Raw genomic sequence first — 22,213 nt, forward strand, 5'->3', positions numbered from 1 at the left:
CATGAAAAACGTAAAACTTATTTCATTAGCCCTTTCTATGCTTATATGTTTCGTAGTTGCAGCACAGGAAAAAACAATTACAGGAACGATTTCAGATAAAAGTGGTCAAGCACTTCCTGGCGTAAATGTTTATATTCAGAAAACAAAAAAAGTAGCTACTACGAATTTTGACGGAAAATATAGTATTCAGGCTCAAAAAGGCGACGTTTTATTGTTCAACTTTATTGGATATAAATCTCATACAGAAACTGTTGGTGACAAAAATATTATCGACGTTGTATTACAAGAACACAATCAATCGCTGCAAGAAGTTGTTGTTACAGCTTATGGTGGTTCCAAAAAAAAGAGATCAGTCCAAGCTTCTAGTGTAATGATTCAGGGCAGAGTTGCCGGAGTTGCTGTTTCATCCGGATATGTCCAATATGACTCAAATCAAAATGAAGCAATTAGAGGCACAGCGCCAATTTTAGCTAAAAATGAACCTTTGTATATTCTGGATGGAATTCCTGTTAATGCAGAACAATTTGCTAAAATTAATCCGAATGATGTTCAGGATGTTAAAGTTTTAAAAGATAAAGATGCTACAGCTGTTTATGGAAATAAAGCTTCAAATGGTGTTGTTATTTTAGAAACTAAAAGCGGAATCTATAAAAATCTTACGGAGAAAGAACTTGATGCCAAATTAAACATTCTACATCCTAATAAACCTGTTGTGACAAATCAGGAAGATTATGATGCTTTTGTAGAAAATGCATTCGAAAGCCCAAAAACTGCACCTCTTTCTACTTTTTCTATCGATGTTGACAATGCTTCTTATACTAATATCAGACGTTTTATCAATAACGGACAAGCAGTTCCTAAAGATGCTGTTCGTGTTGAAGAGATGGTAAATTTCTTTAAATACAATTATCCGCAGCCAAAAAATCAGCATCCTTTTTCGATCAATACTGAATTAAGCGATTCTCCTTGGAACACAAAAAATCAGATTCTTAGAATTGGTTTACAAGGAAAAAATATTGCTACAGAGAATTTACCGGCTTCAAATATGGTTTTCTTAATTGATGTTTCGGGTTCTATGGGAGACGACAATAAATTGCCATTATTGATACAATCCATGAAGATTCTGGTAAACGAATTAAGAGCAAAAGATAATGTTGCCATTGTTGTTTATGCCGGAGCAGCCGGAATGGTTTTGCCTCCAACTTCCGGAGATGAGAAAGAAACTATAATTGATGCTTTAGAAAACTTAGAAGCCGGTGGAAGTACTGCCGGAGGAGAAGGAATTGAACTGGCTTACAAAGTTGCTACCGAAAATTTTATTAAAGGCGGAAACAACAGAGTAATTCTGGCGACTGATGGTGATTTTAATGTTGGAAGTTCTTCAAATTCTGACATGGAGAAATTGATTGAACAAAAAAGAAAAACAGGCGTTTTCTTAACTTGTTTGGGTTATGGAATGGGAAATTATAAAGACAGTAAAATGGAAACTTTGGCCGATAAAGGAAACGGAAACTATGCTTATATCGATAATATTCAGGAAGCAAATCGTTTTTTAGGAAAAGAATTCAAAGGTTCAATGTTTGCTATTGCAAAAGATGTGAAAATCCAGATAGAATTTAATCCGAAACAAGTTCAGGCGTATCGTTTAATTGGATATGAAAACCGAAAATTGCGTCCGGAAGATTTTAAAAATGATGCCATTGACGCAGGAGAATTAGGAAGTAATCATACTGTGACGGCTTTGTACGAAATTATTCCGGCGGGAGTTGAAAGTGATTATCTAAACCAACAACCTGATGCTTTAAAATATACTAAAGTACAGGAAACAGGAAATAATTATAATAATGAACTTGCAACAATAAAATTCCGTTACAAAAAACTTGACGGCGATAAAAGTATCGAAATGGTAAATGTAATTGAAAACAAAGCGGTTGCTTTAAACAAAGCTTCGGATGATTTTAAATTTAGTACTGCTGTTGCGTGGTTTGGATTGAAATTGAGAGATTCAAAACTTATTTCGAATAAATCATCTGATGATATTTTAAAATTAGCCAAACAAGGATTATCAAAAGATTCAGAAGGTTATAAGGCTGAATTTATTCGTCTTGTTCAATCGGCGATATAGTTTTGAAAGAATAAAAAAGTTTGTTAAACTTAGATTAAGAAAACAACTGAAAGCATCGTTTTAGGAAGTAAAAACTGTATTTTTGTGTTACTAAAATGATGCTTTTTGCATTTCTAAAAAACAAATCATGACAGACTTAAAAAATAAAAATGCGCTAATTACCGGTGCTGGAAAAGGAATTGGAAAAGCTATCGCCATTGCTTTGGCAGAAGAAGGTGTAAACGTGATTTTGGTTGCAAGAACTCAGACTGACATTGATCAACTAGCAATTGAAACTTCTAAACTTGGTGTTAAATCATTGGCTTTAACGGCTGATGTTTCTGATATTAATTCTATAAATAGTGCTGTAGAAAAGGCTCTAGCCGAATTTGGACATATTGATATTTTAATCAATAATGCCGGAATTGGTACTTTTGGAAATTTTCTGGAATTAGAACCTTCTGCTTGGGAAAAAATCATTCAGGTTAACCTAATGGGAACTTACTATACAACTCGCGCCGTTATACCTAATATGATCGAAAGAAAAACAGGTGATATTATCAATATTTCTTCGACGGCAGGATTAAACGGAAATGCTTTGACGAGCGCTTACAGTGCGTCAAAATTCGCTGTTCTTGGATTAACTGATTCTTTGATGCACGAAATGAGAAAACACAATATTCGTGTTACGGCTTTAACGCCAAGTACGGTTGCAACTGATCTGGCTATCGAATTAAAATTGACGGATGGAAATCCTGAAAAAGTAATGCAATCTGAAGATGTAGCCGAATTGATCGTTGCGCAACTTAAATTGAACCGCAGAGTTTTTATAAAAAACAGCAGTATCTGGTCTACAAATCCTTAAGACTACAAATCTCATATTCAAAATATTGAGACTTTAAAAACTGACCGTCTTTGTCAAAGTTTTAAACTTTGACAAAGATTTTAAACGCCTTAAACAAACATCAAATGGAACAATATCTAAGACAATTAATTTCAATAGAATTCACGGATAAAAAAGAACTTTTTACCGGATTTCTTATTGATTATTCTGATGATTGGATTTTACTACGAAACAATCCCGAAGATTTTATTCTTGACGGTTTTGTGATTCTTAAAAACAAAAATATCGAAGCGGTTCATAGAGATCAGGATCTTGAATTTACTGAAAAAGTAATTCGTTTAAAAGGTTTAAAAACAAATGCAGAAGATATTATTCCGATTCGGGATTTGAGTTCAATTCTGAATTATGTAAATAATAAATATGGGATTTTTCAAATTTCGAAGAAATCAGCAAAATCAGCTTATTTAGGAAAACTAATTGAACTGAACGAAGAAGAACTTACAATTGATTTTCTGGATATAAGAGGTCAGTTTGGTGGAGAATTGAGTTTTAATCCACAAAAAATACGAGTTATTGAATTTGATACGGATTATATTAATTCTTTGAAACTGGTTATTCCTGAAGATCAGAAGTAAATATTTTGAAGTAATACGTTTATAACCTTTGTCAAAGTTTTGAACTTTGACAAAGGTCTTAAAAGCAGAAAAGCCCTTTTTACAAAGGGCTTTTCTGCTTTTATATTGTTAGTGTGGTTGCTTCGTTCCTCGCAATGACAAACTTAGCGGTCAAACTTTGTCGAGTTACTTGCGGAGATTTCTCGTTCCTCGAAATGACAAACTATATGTTTTAAGCTTCCGCCAATTTATTTATAAACTCTAAACGAACGCTTCCGTCTTCGTCGATTTTTGTCAAATTGATTTCTTGTAATGTATTTACCAATTCAGGATTCCAAGGCGTTTTTACTTTTACGTAATTTTCGGTAAAACCATGAATATATCCTTCTTTATTTTCACTTTCGAATAAAACGGTTCTGTTACATCCTAATTGACTTTCGTAAAAAGCACGACGTTTTTTAACGGATAATCCACGTAACATTTTACTACGTTTTGCTCTCACATTTGCCGGAACAACTCCGGACATATTTGCAGCTTCTGTATTATCTCGTTCTGAATAAGTGAAAACGTGCAAATAAGAAATATCCATTTCGTTAAGGAAATGATACGTTTCTAAAAAGTGTTCGTCTGTTTCACCAGGAAAACCAACAATTACATCAACACCAATACAAGCGTGCGGCATTACTTCGCGAATCTTATTTACTCTTTCTGTGTAAACTTCACGTAAGTAACGACGCTTCATTAATTTCAAAATATCATTACTTCCTGATTGTAACGGAATATGAAAATGCGGAACAAAAGTTCTGCTTTTAGAAACAAATTCAATTGTTTCATTCTTCAATAAATTTGGCTCGATAGATGAAATTCTCAAACGCTCGATTCCTTCCACTTTATCCAAAGCCTGAACTAAATCAAGAAATGTATGTTCGTGTTTTTTATTTCCGAATTCTCCTTTTCCGTAATCACCAATATTTACTCCTGTCAAAACAATTTCTTTGATGTTTTGCGCAGAAATTTCTTTGGCATTTTGCAATACATTTTCTAATGCATCACTTCTCGAAATTCCTCTCGCTAACGGAATCGTACAATAGGTACATTTATAATCACAACCGTCCTGAACTTTCAGGAAAGCACGAGTTCTGTCTCCAATAGAATAACTACCAACGTAGAAATCAGCTTCGGCAATTTCGCAGGAATGAACTTCACCCATGTCGTTTTTGCTCAAATCGTGAATATAGTCGGTAATTTTAAATTTTTCTGTAGCTCCAAGAACCAAATCAACACCATCAACATTTGCCAATTCCTCAGGTTTCAATTGTGCATAACAACCTACGGCAGCGACAAAAGCTTTATCATTAAGTTTCATTGCTTTTTTTACAACTTGCTTAAATTGCTTATCAGCATTCTCTGTAACTGAACAGGTATTGATGACATAAATATCAGCTACTTCTTCAAAATCAACGCGATCAAAACCTTCGTCATTGAAGTTTCTGGCAATTGTAGAAGTCTCTGAGAAATTCAATTTGCAACCAAGCGTATAAAAGGCAACTTTTTTTCTATTTTCCATGGGAATAAACTACATTTTAAGTAGTAAGATATTATATTTACATCTCTTTTGAAGAGTTTGCAAATTTACGTACAATATTCTTTAAAATAAAATCAATAATACACTATATATCAACATTTTGCAACAAACCAATATTTAGACGTCTATAAATTAAACCAAAATATTTGTGCATAAAATTTATCTGTAAAAAATTGACTTATCATTTCAATAAGAATAAAATGACAAAACATCGATTAAATGCAAATAATACCGATTAAATGCGTTTTTTTAAGAATTAAATTCAAATTTTCTTACATTTAACTTTGCTAAGTTAGTTTTTAGAAGTAATTTCACTTCTCTAAAAAAAGGTTAACTAAAATTATATTATTTAAATAATAATTTGCCCATAACAATTTTGATTTTCCCCCGTTATGTTGTTGCTTTGTTATTATAAAAAATGGGTAAGCCGAAAACCAGAAAGAGTAGGCAAAAATTATAAATTAAAACTCCATATGAAAGCATTTTTACCCACAATCTGCTTGATGTTCTTAACCTTATTTAGCTCTCAGGCGCAAACTGCTGCTCCAGCTCCTGCTAATCCATTTCCATCTATTAGCACATTGACAAATTGGGCGAGCTTAAACTCTCAATCACAATTTGATATTGCAATTCGTGCGGTTGGATTTAAATTTGAAGTAAAAGAACCTAGTGAAGGATCAACAGCTTATACTTATATTCGTAAAGTAACAGTAAACGAGGTAAATTATACTGATAGAATTGTTTACAGAATTACTAATAATAATTCGGCAAGTATCATTTCATTAGTCACAGCTTCTACAGATTTAGTAAGTTTGTACACTCCACAATTGGCTACTTTTAAAAATAACAATTGTAAAACTGAAATGTCTAAAGACAAAAATACTACTTGCAGCTGTTACGAAAGTGTGAACTTTGCAATCGATCTTTGCGATGAGCGTGTAAAACTTACAATGGGTGACGGAAATAAATATTTTGTTTCTGTAGCTAAAAAATAATATTTAATACTCAGGATTATATTTTAAGTATTAAAAACTTCGAGTTGTTTTCCAAATCTTTGTAAATCTTAAATGAGTTAAGTTTACAAAGATTTGGAACGCATTTCTTAGGATTCTATAAGTTTGGATTTTTCAATTCATACCAAACTTCCAATTCTTCTTCATATTCAAAAGAGTTTACATAACGTAAACCTAGTTTTTCCAGAATTCTTCTTGAGTTTTCGTTTCCTGCATCTGCGTAAGCATATAGTGCATCAACTTTCATTACATTAAAAGCATAATCTACAAAAGCTTTTCCGGCTTCAGTTGCATATCCTTTTCCCCAATGTTTTTCGATGAAACGATATCCAATCTCATAAAAATCTTTATGATTATTGATTTCATTTGTAATAAACTTAATTCCGGACCAACCTAAAAATTCATTGGTTTCTTTTAGAATAACAGCCCAACGACCAGTTCCGAAATCCTTATATTGCTTATGAATAAATTCGATATAAGCGCGACTTTGGTCAATATGAGTAATTGGTTTATTGCCAACATATAAATGTACGTTTGGATTAGATTCTAATTCAAAAATTCCATCAACATCAGACATCTGTATTTCCCTCAAAAGTAATCGTTCCGTTTCTATTGGCTCTTTCATCAAAAAATATTTTAGTTTAGAATATAGCGTTCTACAACCTCAGCAACTCCATTATTATTATTTGAAGCAACAATTACATCGGCTCTGTCACGCAACTCAGGCGTTACATTATCAACCCAAACTCCAAGTCCGGCATATTCAATCATGGTTAAATCATTTCCTGCGTTTCCTACGGCAATAATTTCACTTTGATGAATATTTAGCTTTTCAGCCAAAAGTTTTAAACTTGCTGCTTTATCAATACCCTTTTGTGCAGCTTCTAAGAAAAAAGGCTTTGACATTGCAATACTCAAATTTGGCATTGCCAATTTTAAATCTTTTTCTAATTCTTTTAAATAAGAAGGTTCTGCCAATAAAATACATTTTACCGCAGGCTTAGTAACTGCGTCTTTAAAACTTGGCACTTTATTATGCGGCAATCCTGTAATTTCTTTTTCGATTTCGATATACTCCGAATCGGTTTCACTTACAATTTCACCATCAATATAAGTGATAATATGAGTTTTCATTTTTATACTATAATCGTATAAATCATGAATTTGTTCCGGCGTTAGACTTTGTTCAAATATTACAATATCATCTTTTACAGTACTAATTATAGCGCCGTTAAACGAAATAATATAAGAATTATTCAAGTCTAATTCTAACTCTTTAGCATAAGCTGTCATTGCAGATGTTGGTCGGCCAGAAGCCAAAACAACATAAACACCTTTTGCCTGCGCTTCAAGAAGTACTTTTTTATTTAATTCCGAAATTTTATGATCGTCTGTCAACAAGGTATCATCCATGTCGAGCACTAACATTTTATATTGCATGTTTTTTATTTTTCAGTCTCAGTTTTCAGTCTCAGTAACTATTGAAAACTGAGACTGAAAACTGAAAACTTTATTTAGATACTCATTCTAAATTCTTCAATAACCGGATTTGCTTTTGCAAAATCTGTTTCCTGAATAAATACTTCAACTGCTAAATCAGATCCTCCATAACCGCCTAAACGTGCAGATTGAATGTTATCTTTTTTTACTGTTTCTACTCCCGCTTCTTCTAATCTTTCTTGTAAAGCAAGTGCTAAAACTTCACTTCCTGAATACACTTTCATTAATCCCATGACATTTTATTTTATATAGTTATTCTAATATTATTTTGAGTTGATTTTGAAAATCACTGTTTTCATTCATAAAACTATGTTCCTGATTTTTTAACGGATAAAAATGAACTTTATCTTTCAAAAGTTCTTTTAACCGAACTGAATTTTCATAAGGAATCAATTGATCCTGCATTCCGTGAAAAATATAAATTGGCGCTTTGACTTTAGGCAAATACTCATAAGTTTCTAAGCTGAATTTCTTCATGAAATTCGGAAAAAACGGCACTTTGGTACTTGACAATTCTGTAAAACTATAATATGGAGATTGCAAAATCAAAGCTTTTGGATTATTCTCAGACGCCAAAATAGTAGCAAGTCCTGAACCAATTGAATAACCCGCGATAATAACTTTATTTTCAGGATATCGCTTCGTTACTGTTTTGTATGCAATAGAAATATCTTTATTTAACTGCTCTTCGTTCTCAATTTCACCTTCACTTTTGCCAAAACTTCTGTAATCCAAGATAAAAATATCATATCCTAAATTGGTATAAACTTTTGCAATTTTACCCCAGGTTTCTAATGTTCCGGCATTTCCATGAAGATAAAAAACCAATCCTTTTGAATTTTCTGCTTTAAACAAAAGTCCGTTTAGGTTTGCGCCATCAAAAGACTTTATGTTCAATTCTTCAAATTTCTGTTGATAATCAAACTTATAGTCTTTCGGAAGTTTCGAACCTAAGAAAACCATTTCAACTTGATTGAAATAGACATAGGAAACAATAACAACATAAATCACAACGAAAAACGCCAAAAGAACAATCGTTAAAAATTTAAATGTCTTTATTATTTCCATAAACTAAAATTAAGTGTTCAATCGCAGTCACAGTTTTCAGAATGAGACTGAAAACTGCGACTTTATTCCTCTTCTTGAATTTCGTCTTCTTCTTCATCAAGTTCTTCTTCGCCTTCTTCATCCATATCAAATATATAAGGCTCGAGTAACATTTTGTCTGCCAAAATTTCGATACGTTCTGTCAATGTTTCAGCAAAAATAATACGTTGCGTTTTTGTGATACTATTCGAAATTCTCATGATTTTAGTTTCGTGACGTAATTTCAAAATAGGATCTGCATCGTCCAGAATAAACATTTTCAAGCGATTTACATTGTAACCCGCTGTAGTAAACATGTCGCTCAATTTATTTGGCGTTCCTATTAAAACATCGATTCCTGTCGAAATATAATTTTTATCATAATCCATGTCGCCTTTATCATGCACACCATAAATTTCAAGCTTAGAATACTTTCCGTATTTTTCGAAAAGCTGAACCATTTCCAAAACTTTAGCTTTGTCTTCTACAAAAATCAAAGCACGTGGCGATTCTTCTGTATGACCAGACAATTGCTGAATTACGTTCAACACAATCGTAGTCGATTTTCCACTTCCCGCAGGAGAAAGAATGATACAATCTGCACCACTTTTTATCGTCGAAAAAGTTTCTTGCTGCAAGATATTTGCTTCTGTTAAACCATTTTCAATTAAAGCGTCTTGTAACTTCTCGTTTATTTTTTTTAGTTTCATCTTTATTATGCTTTAAGCTTTTGGCTATAAGCCATAAGCAAAAATTATTTGTATTTTTTAAGAGCCTAAAGCTTAAAGCTTAAAGCTTAAAGCCTATTGCGCGAAGCATTTACTTGCTTGCAAACATTTTTACGTCATTTTCAGAAATTTCGCTTCCTCCTAAAATGATTAATCTTTCGACTACATTTCGAAGTTCACGGATATTTCCTGTCCAATCGTATTCTTGTAATAATTTAATGGCTTGCGCCGAAAATACTTTCACAGCATTTCCTTGTTCCGAAGCAATTTTCTCTGTAAAATGCGTAATCAAAGCCGGAATATCATCACGTCTTTCATTCAATGGCGGAACTTTAATCAAAATCACAGCCAAACGATGGTATAAATCTTCACGGAAACGACCTTCGGCAATTTCAACTTTTAAATCTTTATTGGTTGCAGCCACAACGCGAACATCAACTTTGATATCTTTTTCGGCTCCAACTCTGGTAATCATACTTTCTTGCAAAGCACGTAAAACTTTGGCTTGCGCCGAAAGACTCATATCACCAATTTCATCTAAGAAAATAGTTCCTTTGTCTGCTGCTTCAAACTTTCCGGCACGATCTTTAACCGCTGATGTAAAAGCACCTTTTACGTGACCAAACAATTCGCTTTCGATCAATTCACTCGGAATCGCAGCACAGTTTACTTCAATCATTGGGAAATTAGCACGTTCGCTTCTTTCATGTAATTGATGCGCTACTAATTCTTTTCCGGTTCCGTTTGGTCCCGTAATCAAAACTCTCGCTTCAGTTTGAGCTACTTTCTCAATCATCACTTTAATATGATTGATTGCTTCGCTCTCTCCTACCATTTCGTAGTTTTTACTAACTTTTTTCTTTAGGATTTTATTCTCAACGACAAGTTGTTTTTTGTCCAAAGCATTACGAACAGTATTCAATAAACGATTTAAATCTGGTGGTTTTGAGATATAATCAAAAGCTCCCAAACGCATGGTATGAATCGCTGTTTCCATATCGCCGTGACCAGAAATCATGACCATCGGAATTTCAGGTTTTATTTTCTTTACTTCCTCTAAAACCTCAACACCATCCATTTTTGGCATTTTGATATCGCACAAAACCAAATCGTAATCGTTGTTTTTTATTTTGTCAAGACCTGCAACTCCATCTTCCGCTTCATCTACCTGATACGTATCATTTTCTTCTGATAAAATTTTTACCAAAACTCTTCTGATCGATGCTTCGTCTTCTATAATTAGTATTTTACTCATTTCTTTTTGAGGTTCTAAGGTTCTGAGCTGCTAAGATTCTGAGTTTTTATTTTAAGTAGCTAAAGAAAATCTTAGCGACTTAGTTCCTCAGAACCTTAGCACCTTTAAAAATTAATATTTAAGCCATCTATACAATTCTTTCCAGGTTGGTTTTTTGCCGTACATTAAAATACCAATTCGGTAAATTTTTGCTGCGAACCACACAACAAGGAAAAAGGTAGCAAACAATAATGATACCGAAATCGCGATTTGCCACCACGGCACTCCAAACGGAAGTCGCATTAACATAACAATTGGCGAGGTCAACGGAATCATCGAAAACACTACAGCAATTGTTCCGTGTGGATCATTTACAACCGTAAAAAATCCGATATAAACACTTAAAATAAGTGGCATAATAATAGGCAAAAGAAACTGTTGTGAATCGGTTTGATTGTCAACTGCAGCTCCAATTGCGGCATAAAACGAACTGTACAAAAAGTATCCTCCGATGAAATAAATTACAAAACCAATTAAGATACTTGCAATTGGTAAATTCCATAATTCGCTAATATACATTTGTGCCGTTCCCGACATTTCGTGTTGTGCTGATTGCATTAATTCCGGTGAAATTCTTGCCGTTGGACCAACATTTACTCCAAAAAATGCCGACGCTGCAAACATTAATCCTAAACCAATTATCGCCCAAATCATAAATTGCAATAATCCTGCAAGCGAAGTTCCGACAATTTTACCAATCATCAACTGAAATGGTTTTACTGACGAAATAATGATTTCTATAATACGGTTTGTTTTTTCTTCGATTACGCTTCGCATTACCATATTTCCGTAAATGATAATGAACATCATAATTAAATATCCAAATGCTCCGCCAATACCAATTTTTATTTCATTTAATCCTTTTAAACTTTCTTCTCCCGAAGCTTTTACCAAATGAATATTAACCGCAGATTGTGCTTTTTGAATTGCAAGAGTATCTAGATTTGCCGCTTCTAAATTGATTTTGGTAATTTTCTCCGCAATAACATCTTGTGTTTTTTCGATAAAAACAATACTTGGACTATTATTCGAAATAAACTCAATTTTACTTTCTAAATCTTTTAAATTATTTGTTTTCGGAATAATAATTAAACCATCAAAACTTTCATTAGTAATACTGTCTTTTAATGCTTTTACATCAATATCAGACAAATTCAGATATTTAAATTCGGCCTCTTTTTTATTTTGTTTGATAAAATCATTTGCAAACAAACCCGTTTCATCATGAATTGCAATTTGTTTCGTTTCGGCTTTCATCGAACTCAAATAACCAATAAATCCGGCAATTGCCACAAACAATAACGGACTTAAAAAAGTCATGACAACAAAAGATTTATTGCGAACTTTTGCAATAAATTCTCTTTTTATAATTAATGAAATTATACTCATTTTTTAGATTAGTTAGATTTTTAGACTTCTTAGATTGTTAGATTTTTTGATTCTCAGATTTATTCTAAAAATCTAAGAAGTCTAACGATCTAAAGATCTATCCTGTTACTGTTTGAATAAAGATATCGTTTACACTTGGTATTTTTTCTACGAAATGTGTTACTTGTCCTCTTTGAGTCAATATATTCAACAACTCATTTGGCGTTGCGTCTCCAATTTGAATATCTAATTTCAAATCATCATTTAATGATTTAAAATTTGCTGGCGAAACAGTAAACTTTTGTGTGATATCATACATTAAACCTTCGACATTGCTTGTCAAAATTCCAACTTCAAAACTATTAGTTCTAAATTGACGCTTTACATCACTTAGTTTACCTTCAATTAATTTATTCGATTTATGAATTAAAGCAATATGATCACAAAGTTCTTCAACACTTTCCATTCGGTGTGTCGAAAATATAATTGTTGCTCCTTGTTCTTTTAATGCCAAAATTTCATCTTTTATGACATTTGCATTTACAGGATCAAATCCTGAGAAAGGCTCATCAAAAATTAGCAATTTAGGTTTATGCAATACACAAACTACAAACTGAATCTTTTGCGCCATTCCTTTTGATAGTTCCTGAATTTTCTTGTTCCACCAACCTTGAATTCCTAAACGATCAAACCAATATTCCAATTGTATTTTAGCTTCAGCTTTAGAAAGTCCTTTCATTTGTGCCAAATACAAACATTGTTCGCCTACTTTCATTGAAGTATACAATCCTCTTTCTTCCGGAAGATAACCAATAGTCTGCACATGTTTAGGCTGCAATTTTTCTCCGTCAAGAATTACATGACCACTATCTGGCAAAGTAATTTGATTTATAATTCGGATTAAGGAAGTTTTTCCAGCTCCATTCGGACCTAATAGTCCATAAATACTACCTTTTGGCACATTTAATGAAACTTCGTTAAGCGCTACATAATCACCGTATTTTTTTACGACTTTATGTACTTCGAGTAAGTTGCTCATGCTATTTTTAAGATTTTCTGCGTCAGTTTGACCTTTGTGGTATTGCGCCTGTAAAAGTAAATAATTCGTAGCGAAACTTTACATTATTAATGCAAAAAACCCATTCTATTTATACTAGAATGGGTTTTTAATTTTATTATTTAGACATTTTAGAAAAAGTTCTGTTTATGAAAACATATCTTTTACTTTTTCGAAAAATGATTTTTCTGATTTTTCAGGACTTGGCACAAAGTGTTCGTCCGTTAGAGCATTTTCAAAAAATTGTTTTTGCTCTTTATTTAGTGTTTTTGGAGTCCAAACATTTACGTGAACTAGTAAATCACCACTTCCGTATCCGTTGATACTTGGAATTCCTTTTCCTTTTAATCTTAAGATTTTTCCGGATTGAATACCTTCTTCTAACTTAATACGAACTTTTCCGTTTATTGCTTCGATGTCTTTAGAAACTCCTAAAACTGCTTCCGGAAAACTGATATATAAATCATAGTGAATGTTTTCACCTTCACGTTTCAAAAATTCGTGCTCTAATTCTTCGATAGCCACAATTAAATCACCAGGAATACTATTTCCCGGAGCATCGTTTCCTTTGTTAGAAACTTTCAATTGCATACCATCAACAACTCCAGCAGGAATTTTGATTGATACTGTTTCATCTTCCTGAACCATTCCTTGTGCATCTGCTTCAGAAGGTCTTTTATCTAAAATCTGACCTGAACCTCCACAAGTAGGACAAGTTGACGCAGATTGCATTCTTCCTAAAATAGTATTAGTTACACGCATTACCTGCCCTTGACCGTTACAAGTCGAACACGTTTTGTATGTTACACCTTTAGCCTGAACTTTACGTTTTACTTTTACTTTTTTCTCAACACCATTTGCAATTTCTTCCAAAGTCAATTTTACTTTGATACGAAGATTGCTTCCTTTTGCACGACGAGGACCTCCGCCTCCGCCTCCGAAACCACCAAATCCTCCACCAAAAATATCACCAAACTGGCTGAAAATGTCATCCATATTCATACCACCGTGGCCACCACCAAAACCACCTGAACCATCAAATGCCTGGTGTCCGTATTGGTCGTATTTAGCTTTTTTATTCGGATCGCTTAGTACTTCATAAGCTTCTGCCGCTAATTTAAAGTTTTCTTCTGCCTCTTTGTCGCCTGGATTTTTGTCCGGGTGATATTTCAAAGCACTTTTTCTGTAAGCTTTTTTAATTTCAGCAGCGTCAGCATTTTTTGAAATGCCTAGTATTTCGTAAAAATCTTTTTTCATAATTTAGGTTAAATTCCAAATCTTAAAATCCAAAATCCAATTCTTAAAAAATTGATATTCAGAATCTAATTTGCATTTTTAGTTTCCGATAACCACTTTAGGGAAACGAATAATTTTGTCTCCTAATTTGTATCCTTTTTCAATAACATCAACAATTTTCCCTTTTAATTTTTCAGACGGAGCTGGAATTTGAGTAATTGCCTCAGCAAAATCAGCATTAAAAGCATCACCTGCTCTTACTTCAACTTGCTCTAAACCTTTAGAAACCAAAGTGCTTTTTAATTTTTCGTGAATCAACTCAACACCTTTTTTCAAATTTTCGTCCTCTGATTTGTTGATCTCTACAGCAGCTCTGTCAAAATCATCTAAAACAGGCAACATTGCCAATAAAACCTCTTGGTTTGCTGTTTTAAACAAATCCATACGTTCTTTTGAAGTTCTTTTTTTGTAATTTTCAAATTCTGCAAATAATCTCAAAAACTTATCTTTTTCTTTTGCCAAGTCTTGAGCCAATTGCTCTTCAACACTTAATTCTTCAACAATCAATTGCTCTCCGTTGGCATTGTTCTCTAACGTTACTTCATCTAATTCCTGATCGAATTCTGTATTTTCCGTAGTCATATTACTTTTATTTTTAAAAATATTCTTAAACTTCATTTTTTATTCTTTCTGTTGGATTGCAAAAGTACTGCCAAATCTTTTAAAATGTCAAATTGTCACTTTATTAACAATGAGCCATTTAAAAACAAAAATCAGTACTTTAAAATTTAGTATAATTTTAAGACTATTACGTTATAGTTTATACTATATTTGATATCCTATTTAGAATCTAAATTATTACCTATCAAAATTGAATCTAAGGGTTAGCCTCGGCTTTATAAATAATTATTAATTCAAGTTTACCTTATATTAAAAAAAGCTTCGCCTATTTGAGACGAAGCTTTTTTTTATGCTTTTACCTTTAATCTTTGAAGGCCTTTTGTAAATACTTATAACTGTTGTTATTTTATATTTTTTTTGCACGGGCGGAGGGATTCGAACCCCCATCAACGGTTTTGGAGACCGCTATTCTACCCTTGAACTACGCCCGTAACTTAAGGCCGCAAATTAAACGCTTTTTTTTCTTTTCCACCAATTATTTCATGTAAATTTTATAAAGATTTAAGCTTATAAACGCTAATAAACCACTAACACAATCATCATCAAACCTTTGCGAACTTTGCATTTTTTAATCAGATTAAAACTTTGCGAACTTTGCGCAAAATCTTAGCGCCCTTTGCGGTTAACTTCGCCACGAATTCAGGAATTATTCATCAACAATAATCACAAAGCTTTGCGAACTCTGTCTTCTTTAATCAGCTAAAAACTTTGTGAACTTTGCGTAAATCTTTGTGTTCTTTGCGGTTAATTTCACCACGAATTCACGAATTTATTTTTTTTTTAATCTCTAAAATCTGTGGCTAAAAACTTTTCAATTAGACAACTTATACTAATAAAGCAGCTTTCAATCCTTCAAAATCAACAGAAACTTGTTCTCCTGAAACTAGATTTTTAAGCGAATATGAATTTGATGCAATTTCTTGTTCACCAGCAATTACTGCAAATGGAATTAATCTTTTATCTGCATATTGAAATTGTTTTCCAACTTTTACATTATCAGGATAAAGCTCCACTTTTATATTTTCTTTTCTTAATTTCTGAATCGCCTGTGAAGCATACAAAGCTTCAGCGTCTCCATAATTAATAAACAATGCTTTTGATGTTGCTGCAACAGTTTCCGGGAATAATTGTAATTCTTCCAGAACCAAATAAATTCGGTCTAAACCAAACGAAATTCCAACACCACTCATATTCTTCAAACCAAAAATACCAGTCAAGTCATCGTATCTTCCGCCACCGCCAATAGAACCCATTGAAACGGTTTTTGGAGCCGCTACTTCAAAAATAGCTCCCGTATAATAATTCAATCCACGAGCAAGAGTTACATCAAGATCTAATGTCGCAGTTGCCAAACCTAAAGTTGCCACATTGTCACAAATAAATTTCAATTCTTCCACCCCTTTCATTCCTTCTTCTGATTCAGCCAGTAAATCTGAAAGTTGATTTATCTTGTCTGAAAAAGTCCCTGTAAAACTAAAAAGCGGCTGAACTTTAACCAAAGCTTCTTCGGCAATACCTTTTTCGATCATTTCTTTTTTAACTCCGTCTTCGCCTATTTTATCCAGTTTATCAAGAGCAACCGTGAAATCAATCAATTTATCTGAAGCGCCAATTACTTCGGCAATTCCTGATAATATCTTTCTATTATTGATTTTAATTGTAACACCTTCTAATCCTAAAGACGTAAAAACAGTATCATATAATTGAACCAATTCTACTTCCTGCCACAATGATTTTGAACCAACAACATCAGCATCACATTGATAAAATTCTCTGTAACGTCCTCTTTGCGGTCTGTCAGCTCTCCAAACTGGTTGAATTTGGTATCTTTTAAAAGGAAATTCAATTTCATTTTGGTGCTGCACAACGTATCTCGCAAACGGAACTGTCAAATCGTAACGCAATGCTTTTTCAGAAATCTTTCCTGTAAACTTATTCAGCTCAATTCTTTGATCAAGACTAATTGTTTCAGCAGAATTAACTTGTAGTGATTCTATAGATTCAGGTAATTCAATTTTATTTTTATTGAAGAAAAAATTACCCGAGTTCAATATTTTAAAAATCAAACGATCACCTTCTTCACCATATTTCCCCATTAAAGTATCTGAATTTTCAAAAGATGGTGTTTCTATAGGCTGAAAACCAAACTTCTCAAAATTACTTTTTATGGTTTGAATAATATATTGACGTTTTGACACCTCTGCTGGCGAAAAATCTCTTGTTCCTTGTGGTATACTTGGTTTTGAAGCCATTTCTGTTTTATTTTAGATTTCTGATATTAGATTTTAGATTTGGCTTAAAGCCGAAAACTCAAAGCTTCCTGAGATTGTTTGGATTTCATTATCTCAAATCGTCTGCAAATATCTTATTTTTTAAAATAAATAATGCCTGTTCGAAAACAAACTTGTAACAAAAAACGTATTTTCGTGACAAATTGGTCATGATGCTAAAATTATTAAGAGAAAATATCCGAATTGCTTTTGGTTCTATCAAAACACAATTATTACGAACCATACTTACCGTACTAATTATTGCAATTGGGATTACTGCTTTGGTAGGAATCCTTACTGTTGTAACGGCACTTGAAAATACTGTTTCGACCAATTTTGCTTCAATGGGAGCTAATACATTCAACATCAATCAATACGAAAATACGGTTAGAAATCGCGGCGGAAATGAACGTGAAGTCATAAATCCAATTATTTCTTATCCCGAAGCTGTAGCTTTCAAAAACAAATACAAATATCCTTTTACCGAAACTTCTCTTTCGTTTACGGCAACTTCTACGGCAGAAGTTAAATATTTAGACCAAAAAACAGATCCGGAAATTACTATTCTTGGCGTTGACGAACATTATATTGGCAACTCAGGTTTGGAAACTACATCTGGACGTTCTTTTAATCAATTTGATATTGACAACAATACTTATTCCTGCGTTGTGGGTTCTGATTTTGAAAAAGGATTATTGAAAGACGTAAACCCAATTGACAAAGTGATCTCTATTCGTGGCGCTCGTTTTAAAGTAATTGGCGTTTTAAAAGAAAAAGGATCAACTTTTGGTCACAGTCAGGATTTACGTATTTTGATTCCTATACAAGTAGCGCGATCTTTATTTACGGCTCCAAACATTAATTATACAATGAGTGTAATGGTTTCTAAAAAAGAACTATTAGACGAAGCTGTTGATAATGCAACAAGTACAATGCGAAGAGTTCGCAAACTAAGTCCTGTTCGTGATAACAACTTTGGTATTGGCCGAAGCGACGATTTAATCAACAGAATCCTGGGAATTACCAAATATCTTGGTTGGGCTGCCTGGATTATTTCTATAATTACAATCTTAGGATCGTCAATTGCTTTGATGAATATTATGATTGTTTCGGTTACAGAACGTACTCGTGAAATTGGCGTTCGTAAAGCTTTGGGCGCAACCAGAATTACAATTTCTGTTCAGTTTTTTATCGAGACTTTATTAATTGGACAAATTGGAGGCTTAATCGGAATTGTATTTGGAATTTTGGTAGGTTTTGCCTTTGCAGGAATTATGAATTTTGCTTTTGTGATTCCGTGGATGGCAATTTTTGCCGCTTTTGCCACCAGTTTTATGGTTGCTATTTTTTCAGGATTATATCCTGCAATAAAAGCTTCGCAACTTGATCCTATTGAGGCTTTGCGTTACGAATAAATTTTAGTTTTCAGTTTCAACCTTAGCGTCTCCTGCAAGGTTTCCAAAACCTTGTAGGTACATATTATCCGACATACTAAAGAACAAACCTACAAGGTTTTGGAAACCTTGCAGGACATCATACGATCATTATCATAAATATCTTTTCGAAGTTCTATATTTTTAAAATCCATTTTTTCCAGTAAATCAGTCATTTCTTTTCCTAAATACTGATTGATTTCGAAATACAATTTTCCGTTTTCCAAAAAGTTCTTCTTTGCCAATTCAGCTATTTTTCGATAAAAAATCAAAGCGTCGTTATCATCTACAAAAAGTGCCAAATGTGGCTCATAATCCAGAACATTTTTTCTGATTTCTTCTTTTTCTAAATTTCGAACATATGGCGGATTTGAAACAATAACATCAAATTTACATCTCAATTCTTCTAATTCCAGAACATCCTGAAACATAAAAGTAACATCGACTTTATTGTTTATTGCATTTCTTTTGGCTGTTTCTATTGCTTTTTTGGAAACATCAAAACCATAAACTTCAGCATTTGGAAGATTTTTAGCCAATGAAATTGCTATACATCCGCTGCCGGTTCCGATATCAAGGATTTTTATTTTTTTAGATTTATTCTCAACAGCATTTTCATTGATAATCCATTCTACCAATTCTTCTGTTTCCGGACGGGGAATAAGAACATTCTCATTTACTTCGAAATCCAAACCATAAAAACTAGTTTTACCCAGCAAATACTGAATTGGAACTTCTTGTTTTAATTGTGCTAAAAATGAATCCCAAACCACAAAATCATTTTCAGAGAAAGTCAATTCGTGATTTAAAGCCAAGTCAATTTGTCGTAACTGATGTTTGTCTTCTAAAATCAAATAGAAAAAACTTTCGGCTTCGTATGCATCGTAAAAAGGCGCTAATTCTTTTATAAATTGAGTACGGTATTGTTTAATTTTCATCCCCGGTGTTTGAGTATTACTTTTCAGCAAAAGCTAATTTTCTTTTCAATTAAGTATTGTAAAACCTAGTTTATTATATTTTTATTTTACAACACTTTCAACATCCAAACCGGACAAGAACTATGCCCAGTATTGCCTAATGGTGCATCTAAATACTCAAAACCTGATTTTTTATATAATTTTTGAGCAGCGTGCATAAAAGGCATTGTCTCGATATAACATTTTTCGAAACCAAATTTTCTGGCTTCGTCTAGACATGTTTCCATCATTTTACTTCCAATTCCTAAACCTCGTGTTTCGGGCAAAAAATACATCTTTTGCAATTCACTAATTTTCGGATCTCCATTCTCTAAAGCTGCAATTCCTGCGCAACCCACAATTTCTCCTTCATTTTCAACTACAAAATAAGCCGATTTGGGCTTGTTATATTCTTCAAACATTAAATCTAAATACGGATCTTCGTAAGCTGTACCTACTTTTGGAATTTCCATTTCATCAAAAACTGATCGTATTAATTTTGCAACTGCTTGATTGTCTTCTTTTTTTATTAATCTAATAACCCAATTTTTCATATTTCTTTATTCATGCGACATATATACAAAAGTAAAATACTTTTTTGATAGTTCCTTAACTAGTCCAATAACTATATGGACTAAACAAAAATAACTACTTTTGTACCGTGAATATACATGAAAAATATATAAAACGCTGCATAGAATTGGCACAAAATGGCTTTGGAACTACATATCCAAATCCAATGGTTGGAAGTGTAATTGTTTATGAAGGCAAAATTATTGGCGAAGGCTGGCATAAAAAAGCCGGAGAACCTCATGCGGAAGTCAACGCAATTCGATCTGTAAAGGATAAATCGCTATTGAAAAAAGCTACTATTTATGTGAGTTTAGAACCATGCAGCCATTTTGGAAAAACTCCTCCTTGTTGCGATTTAATTATCGAACACAAAATTCCGAATGTAGTTGTGGGAACTGTTGATCCTAATGAAAAAGTGGCAGGAAACGGAATTAAAAAATTAATTGCTTCTGGAGCGAATGTTGTCCTTGGTGTTTTAGAAAAAGAATGCAATGAACTCAACAAACGTTTCTTTACTTTTCATCAGAAAAAAAGACCTTACATTATATTAAAGTGGGCCGAAAGTCAAGATGGCTTTTTATCTCCAGAAAAAGAAGCGAATCAGGATCGAAAACCTATTTGGATCACAAATCAATATTCGAGACAATTGGTTCATAAATGGCGCAGTGAAGAACAGGCAATATTAGTAGGAACAAAAACCGTTATTGATGACAATCCAAAGTTAAATGTTAGGGATTGGGCAGGAAATAATCCTGTGAGAGTTGTTTTGGACCAAAATAACAGGATTTCAAAAGATAGCTTTGTTTTTGATAACAGTGTAAAAACCATCATATTTACAAAATCAGAAATTAACTTTCCCTCAGAAAACACTACCTTTGAGAGAATTGATTTTAACGAAAATATGATACCGTCGATTTTGTCCGTTTTATACCAAAATCAAATTCAGTCTATAATTATAGAAGGCGGTTTACAGACTTTGCAATCTTTTATAGATCAAAATATTTGGGATGAAGCCCGCATTTTTGTTGGAAAAGCAATTTTCGAAAACGGAACAAAAGCACCGATTCTTCAGAAGAAAAATGTAACGAAAACTTACATTCAAAATGACGAATTAATAAATGTTAGAAATCATGATTGATACTATAATTTTTGACTTTGGAGACATTTTTATCAATTTAGATAAACAGGCAACTATTTCGGGATTACAGAAATTAGGAATGACGGAATGGAATTCAGAATTGGATCGTTTGAATCTTTTGTTTGAAACCGGAGATATTTCGCATGATGATTTTTTAGCAGGTTTTCAAAAAGAACTTCCAAATGCATCTATCGAAGAAATTCTTGAAGCGTGGAATGCGGTTTTGGCAGATTTCCCTTTATACCGATTAGAGTTTTTACAAATGCTTACTAAAAAATACCGCCTATTTTTATTAAGCAACACAGATTCGATTCATATTGAAACTTTCGAAAATAAAAGCGGAATCTCATTTTATAGTGATTTCTATCAATGTTTTGAAAAAGTCTATTTTTCTTTTGAAATTGGAATGCGAAAACCAAATGCGGATGTTTTTCAATATGTAATCAATAAACATGAATTATCTCCAAAACGAACTTTATTTGTAGATGATAAAAAAGAAAATACAGATGCTGCAGCTGCTTTAGGACTTCATGTCTGGAATTTGCAAGTTGGTCAGGAAGATGTTGTTGATTTATTTGATAAAAAAATATTGTAGCAGCTTAACCGCAAAGTTCGCAAAGAAATTACGCAAAGTTCGCCACGAACAGCTTTGCGAACTTTTTTAAGCTAATTACGAACACACCAAAAAATACACTTTGCGTGCTTTGCGGTAAAATTAATGCTGTGGCTAAAA

21 protein-coding genes and 1 tRNA gene are annotated in these 22,213 nt (G+C 33.0%); 7 read left to right on the plus strand and 15 right to left on the minus strand.

Annotated elements, in window-relative coordinates; genetic code table 11:
* Window position 1: 1 nt before the first annotated feature.
* The 3 genes from WN975_RS13805 to WN975_RS13815 all read left to right on the plus strand — a co-directional run bounded on the left by WN975_RS13805 (window position 2) and on the right by WN975_RS13815 (window position 3,583).
* The gene (locus WN975_RS13805; protein ID WP_337967051.1) at window positions 2–2,125 is read left to right on the plus strand and encodes a von Willebrand factor type A domain-containing protein; all 2,124 of its coding nucleotides are present in this window, start codon (window positions 2–4) and stop codon (window positions 2,123–2,125) included.
* Between the two features lie 127 nt (window positions 2,126–2,252).
* Window positions 2,253–2,969: a 3-ketoacyl-ACP reductase gene (locus tag WN975_RS13810; RefSeq protein WP_099709196.1), complete on the plus strand. Its 717-nt coding sequence runs from the start codon at window positions 2,253–2,255 to the stop codon at window positions 2,967–2,969.
* A 104-nt stretch (window positions 2,970–3,073) separates the two neighbouring features.
* Entirely contained in the window at window positions 3,074–3,583 is a 510-nt protein-coding gene (locus tag WN975_RS13815) for a hypothetical protein (protein WP_099709197.1), read from the plus strand.
* 211 nt (window positions 3,584–3,794) lie between these two features.
* Here the strand turns inward: WN975_RS13815 and mtaB are convergent, their stop codons facing one another.
* Window positions 3,795–5,129: a tRNA (N(6)-L-threonylcarbamoyladenosine(37)-C(2))-methylthiotransferase MtaB gene (gene mtaB, locus WN975_RS13820; RefSeq protein ID WP_337967052.1), complete on the minus strand. Its 1,335-nt coding sequence runs from the start codon at window positions 5,127–5,129 to the stop codon at window positions 3,795–3,797.
* A gap of 491 nt (window positions 5,130–5,620) precedes the next feature.
* Here mtaB and WN975_RS13825 point away from each other — a divergent pair, with 491 nt between their 5' ends.
* Entirely contained in the window at window positions 5,621–6,142 is a 522-nt protein-coding gene (locus WN975_RS13825; RefSeq protein ID WP_099712692.1) for a hypothetical protein, read from the plus strand.
* Window positions 6,143–6,257: 115 nt separating this feature from the next.
* Here the strand turns inward: WN975_RS13825 and WN975_RS13830 are convergent, their stop codons facing one another.
* From WN975_RS13830 to hisS, 12 genes are all read right to left on the minus strand, one after another.
* Window positions 6,258–6,785, minus strand: a complete 528-nt coding sequence (locus WN975_RS13830; protein ID WP_337967053.1) for a GNAT family N-acetyltransferase — start codon at window positions 6,783–6,785, stop codon at window positions 6,258–6,260.
* A gap of 11 nt (window positions 6,786–6,796) precedes the next feature.
* On the minus strand, window positions 6,797–7,600 hold the full coding sequence (locus WN975_RS13835) for a Cof-type HAD-IIB family hydrolase (RefSeq protein WP_337967054.1): 804 nt from the start codon (window positions 7,598–7,600) through the stop codon (window positions 6,797–6,799).
* A gap of 74 nt (window positions 7,601–7,674) precedes the next feature.
* Complete coding sequence (locus WN975_RS13840; RefSeq protein ID WP_099709201.1) at window positions 7,675–7,893, minus strand: DUF2007 domain-containing protein; 219 nt, start codon at window positions 7,891–7,893, stop codon at window positions 7,675–7,677.
* A 19-nt stretch (window positions 7,894–7,912) separates the two neighbouring features.
* A complete protein-coding gene (locus WN975_RS13845; RefSeq protein ID WP_337967055.1) occupies window positions 7,913–8,728 on the minus strand; it encodes an alpha/beta fold hydrolase in 816 nt (271 codons plus the stop codon).
* A 62-nt stretch (window positions 8,729–8,790) separates the two neighbouring features.
* The gene (locus tag WN975_RS13850) at window positions 8,791–9,456 is read right to left on the minus strand and encodes a DEAD/DEAH box helicase (protein WP_337967056.1); all 666 of its coding nucleotides are present in this window, start codon (window positions 9,454–9,456) and stop codon (window positions 8,791–8,793) included.
* 109 nt (window positions 9,457–9,565) lie between these two features.
* Window positions 9,566–10,729, minus strand: coding sequence for a sigma-54 dependent transcriptional regulator (locus WN975_RS13855; protein ID WP_337967057.1), 1,164 nt, complete (start codon window positions 10,727–10,729; stop codon window positions 9,566–9,568).
* A 111-nt stretch (window positions 10,730–10,840) separates the two neighbouring features.
* Complete coding sequence (locus WN975_RS13860) at window positions 10,841–12,157, minus strand: ABC transporter permease (RefSeq protein WP_337967058.1); 1,317 nt, start codon at window positions 12,155–12,157, stop codon at window positions 10,841–10,843.
* Between the two features lie 97 nt (window positions 12,158–12,254).
* On the minus strand, window positions 12,255–13,175 hold the full coding sequence (locus tag WN975_RS13865; RefSeq protein WP_337967059.1) for an ATP-binding cassette domain-containing protein: 921 nt from the start codon (window positions 13,173–13,175) through the stop codon (window positions 12,255–12,257).
* Window positions 13,176–13,340: 165 nt separating this feature from the next.
* Complete coding sequence (gene dnaJ / locus WN975_RS13870; RefSeq protein WP_099709207.1) at window positions 13,341–14,450, minus strand: molecular chaperone DnaJ; 1,110 nt, start codon at window positions 14,448–14,450, stop codon at window positions 13,341–13,343.
* A 78-nt stretch (window positions 14,451–14,528) separates the two neighbouring features.
* Complete coding sequence (locus WN975_RS13875; protein ID WP_337967060.1) at window positions 14,529–15,107, minus strand: nucleotide exchange factor GrpE; 579 nt, start codon at window positions 15,105–15,107, stop codon at window positions 14,529–14,531.
* 363 nt (window positions 15,108–15,470) lie between these two features.
* Window positions 15,471–15,541 (minus strand) — tRNA-Trp (locus tag WN975_RS13880).
* A gap of 393 nt (window positions 15,542–15,934) precedes the next feature.
* Entirely contained in the window at window positions 15,935–17,362 is a 1,428-nt protein-coding gene (gene hisS, locus WN975_RS13885; RefSeq protein WP_337967061.1) for a histidine--tRNA ligase, read from the minus strand.
* Between the two features lie 188 nt (window positions 17,363–17,550).
* On the opposite strand from hisS, the gene WN975_RS13890 reads away from it, so the two are divergent.
* The gene (locus WN975_RS13890) at window positions 17,551–18,795 is read left to right on the plus strand and encodes an ABC transporter permease (protein ID WP_337967062.1); all 1,245 of its coding nucleotides are present in this window, start codon (window positions 17,551–17,553) and stop codon (window positions 18,793–18,795) included.
* Between the two features lie 89 nt (window positions 18,796–18,884).
* Here the strand turns inward: WN975_RS13890 and prmC are convergent, their stop codons facing one another.
* Window positions 18,885–19,751 (minus strand): peptide chain release factor N(5)-glutamine methyltransferase, encoded by an 867-nt coding sequence (gene prmC / locus WN975_RS13895; RefSeq protein WP_337967063.1) that lies wholly within the window; start codon window positions 19,749–19,751, stop codon window positions 18,885–18,887.
* Window positions 19,752–19,837: 86 nt separating this feature from the next.
* Window positions 19,838–20,323, minus strand: coding sequence for a GNAT family N-acetyltransferase (locus WN975_RS13900; protein WP_337967064.1), 486 nt, complete (start codon window positions 20,321–20,323; stop codon window positions 19,838–19,840).
* Window positions 20,324–20,430: 107 nt separating this feature from the next.
* Between WN975_RS13900 and ribD the strand changes: the two genes are divergently transcribed.
* Window positions 20,431–21,480: a bifunctional diaminohydroxyphosphoribosylaminopyrimidine deaminase/5-amino-6-(5-phosphoribosylamino)uracil reductase RibD gene (ribD, locus tag WN975_RS13905; RefSeq protein WP_337967065.1), complete on the plus strand. Its 1,050-nt coding sequence runs from the start codon at window positions 20,431–20,433 to the stop codon at window positions 21,478–21,480.
* Window positions 21,473–22,075, plus strand: a complete 603-nt coding sequence (locus tag WN975_RS13910) for an HAD family phosphatase (protein WP_337967066.1) — start codon at window positions 21,473–21,475, stop codon at window positions 22,073–22,075. Before ribD ends, WN975_RS13910 begins: the two co-directional genes overlap by 8 nt.
* The last annotated feature ends 138 nt before the right edge of the window (window positions 22,076–22,213 follow it).

The organism is uncultured Flavobacterium sp. (genome assembly GCF_951805225.1).
In the GTDB taxonomy this organism is placed as follows: domain Bacteria; phylum Bacteroidota; class Bacteroidia; order Flavobacteriales; family Flavobacteriaceae; genus Flavobacterium.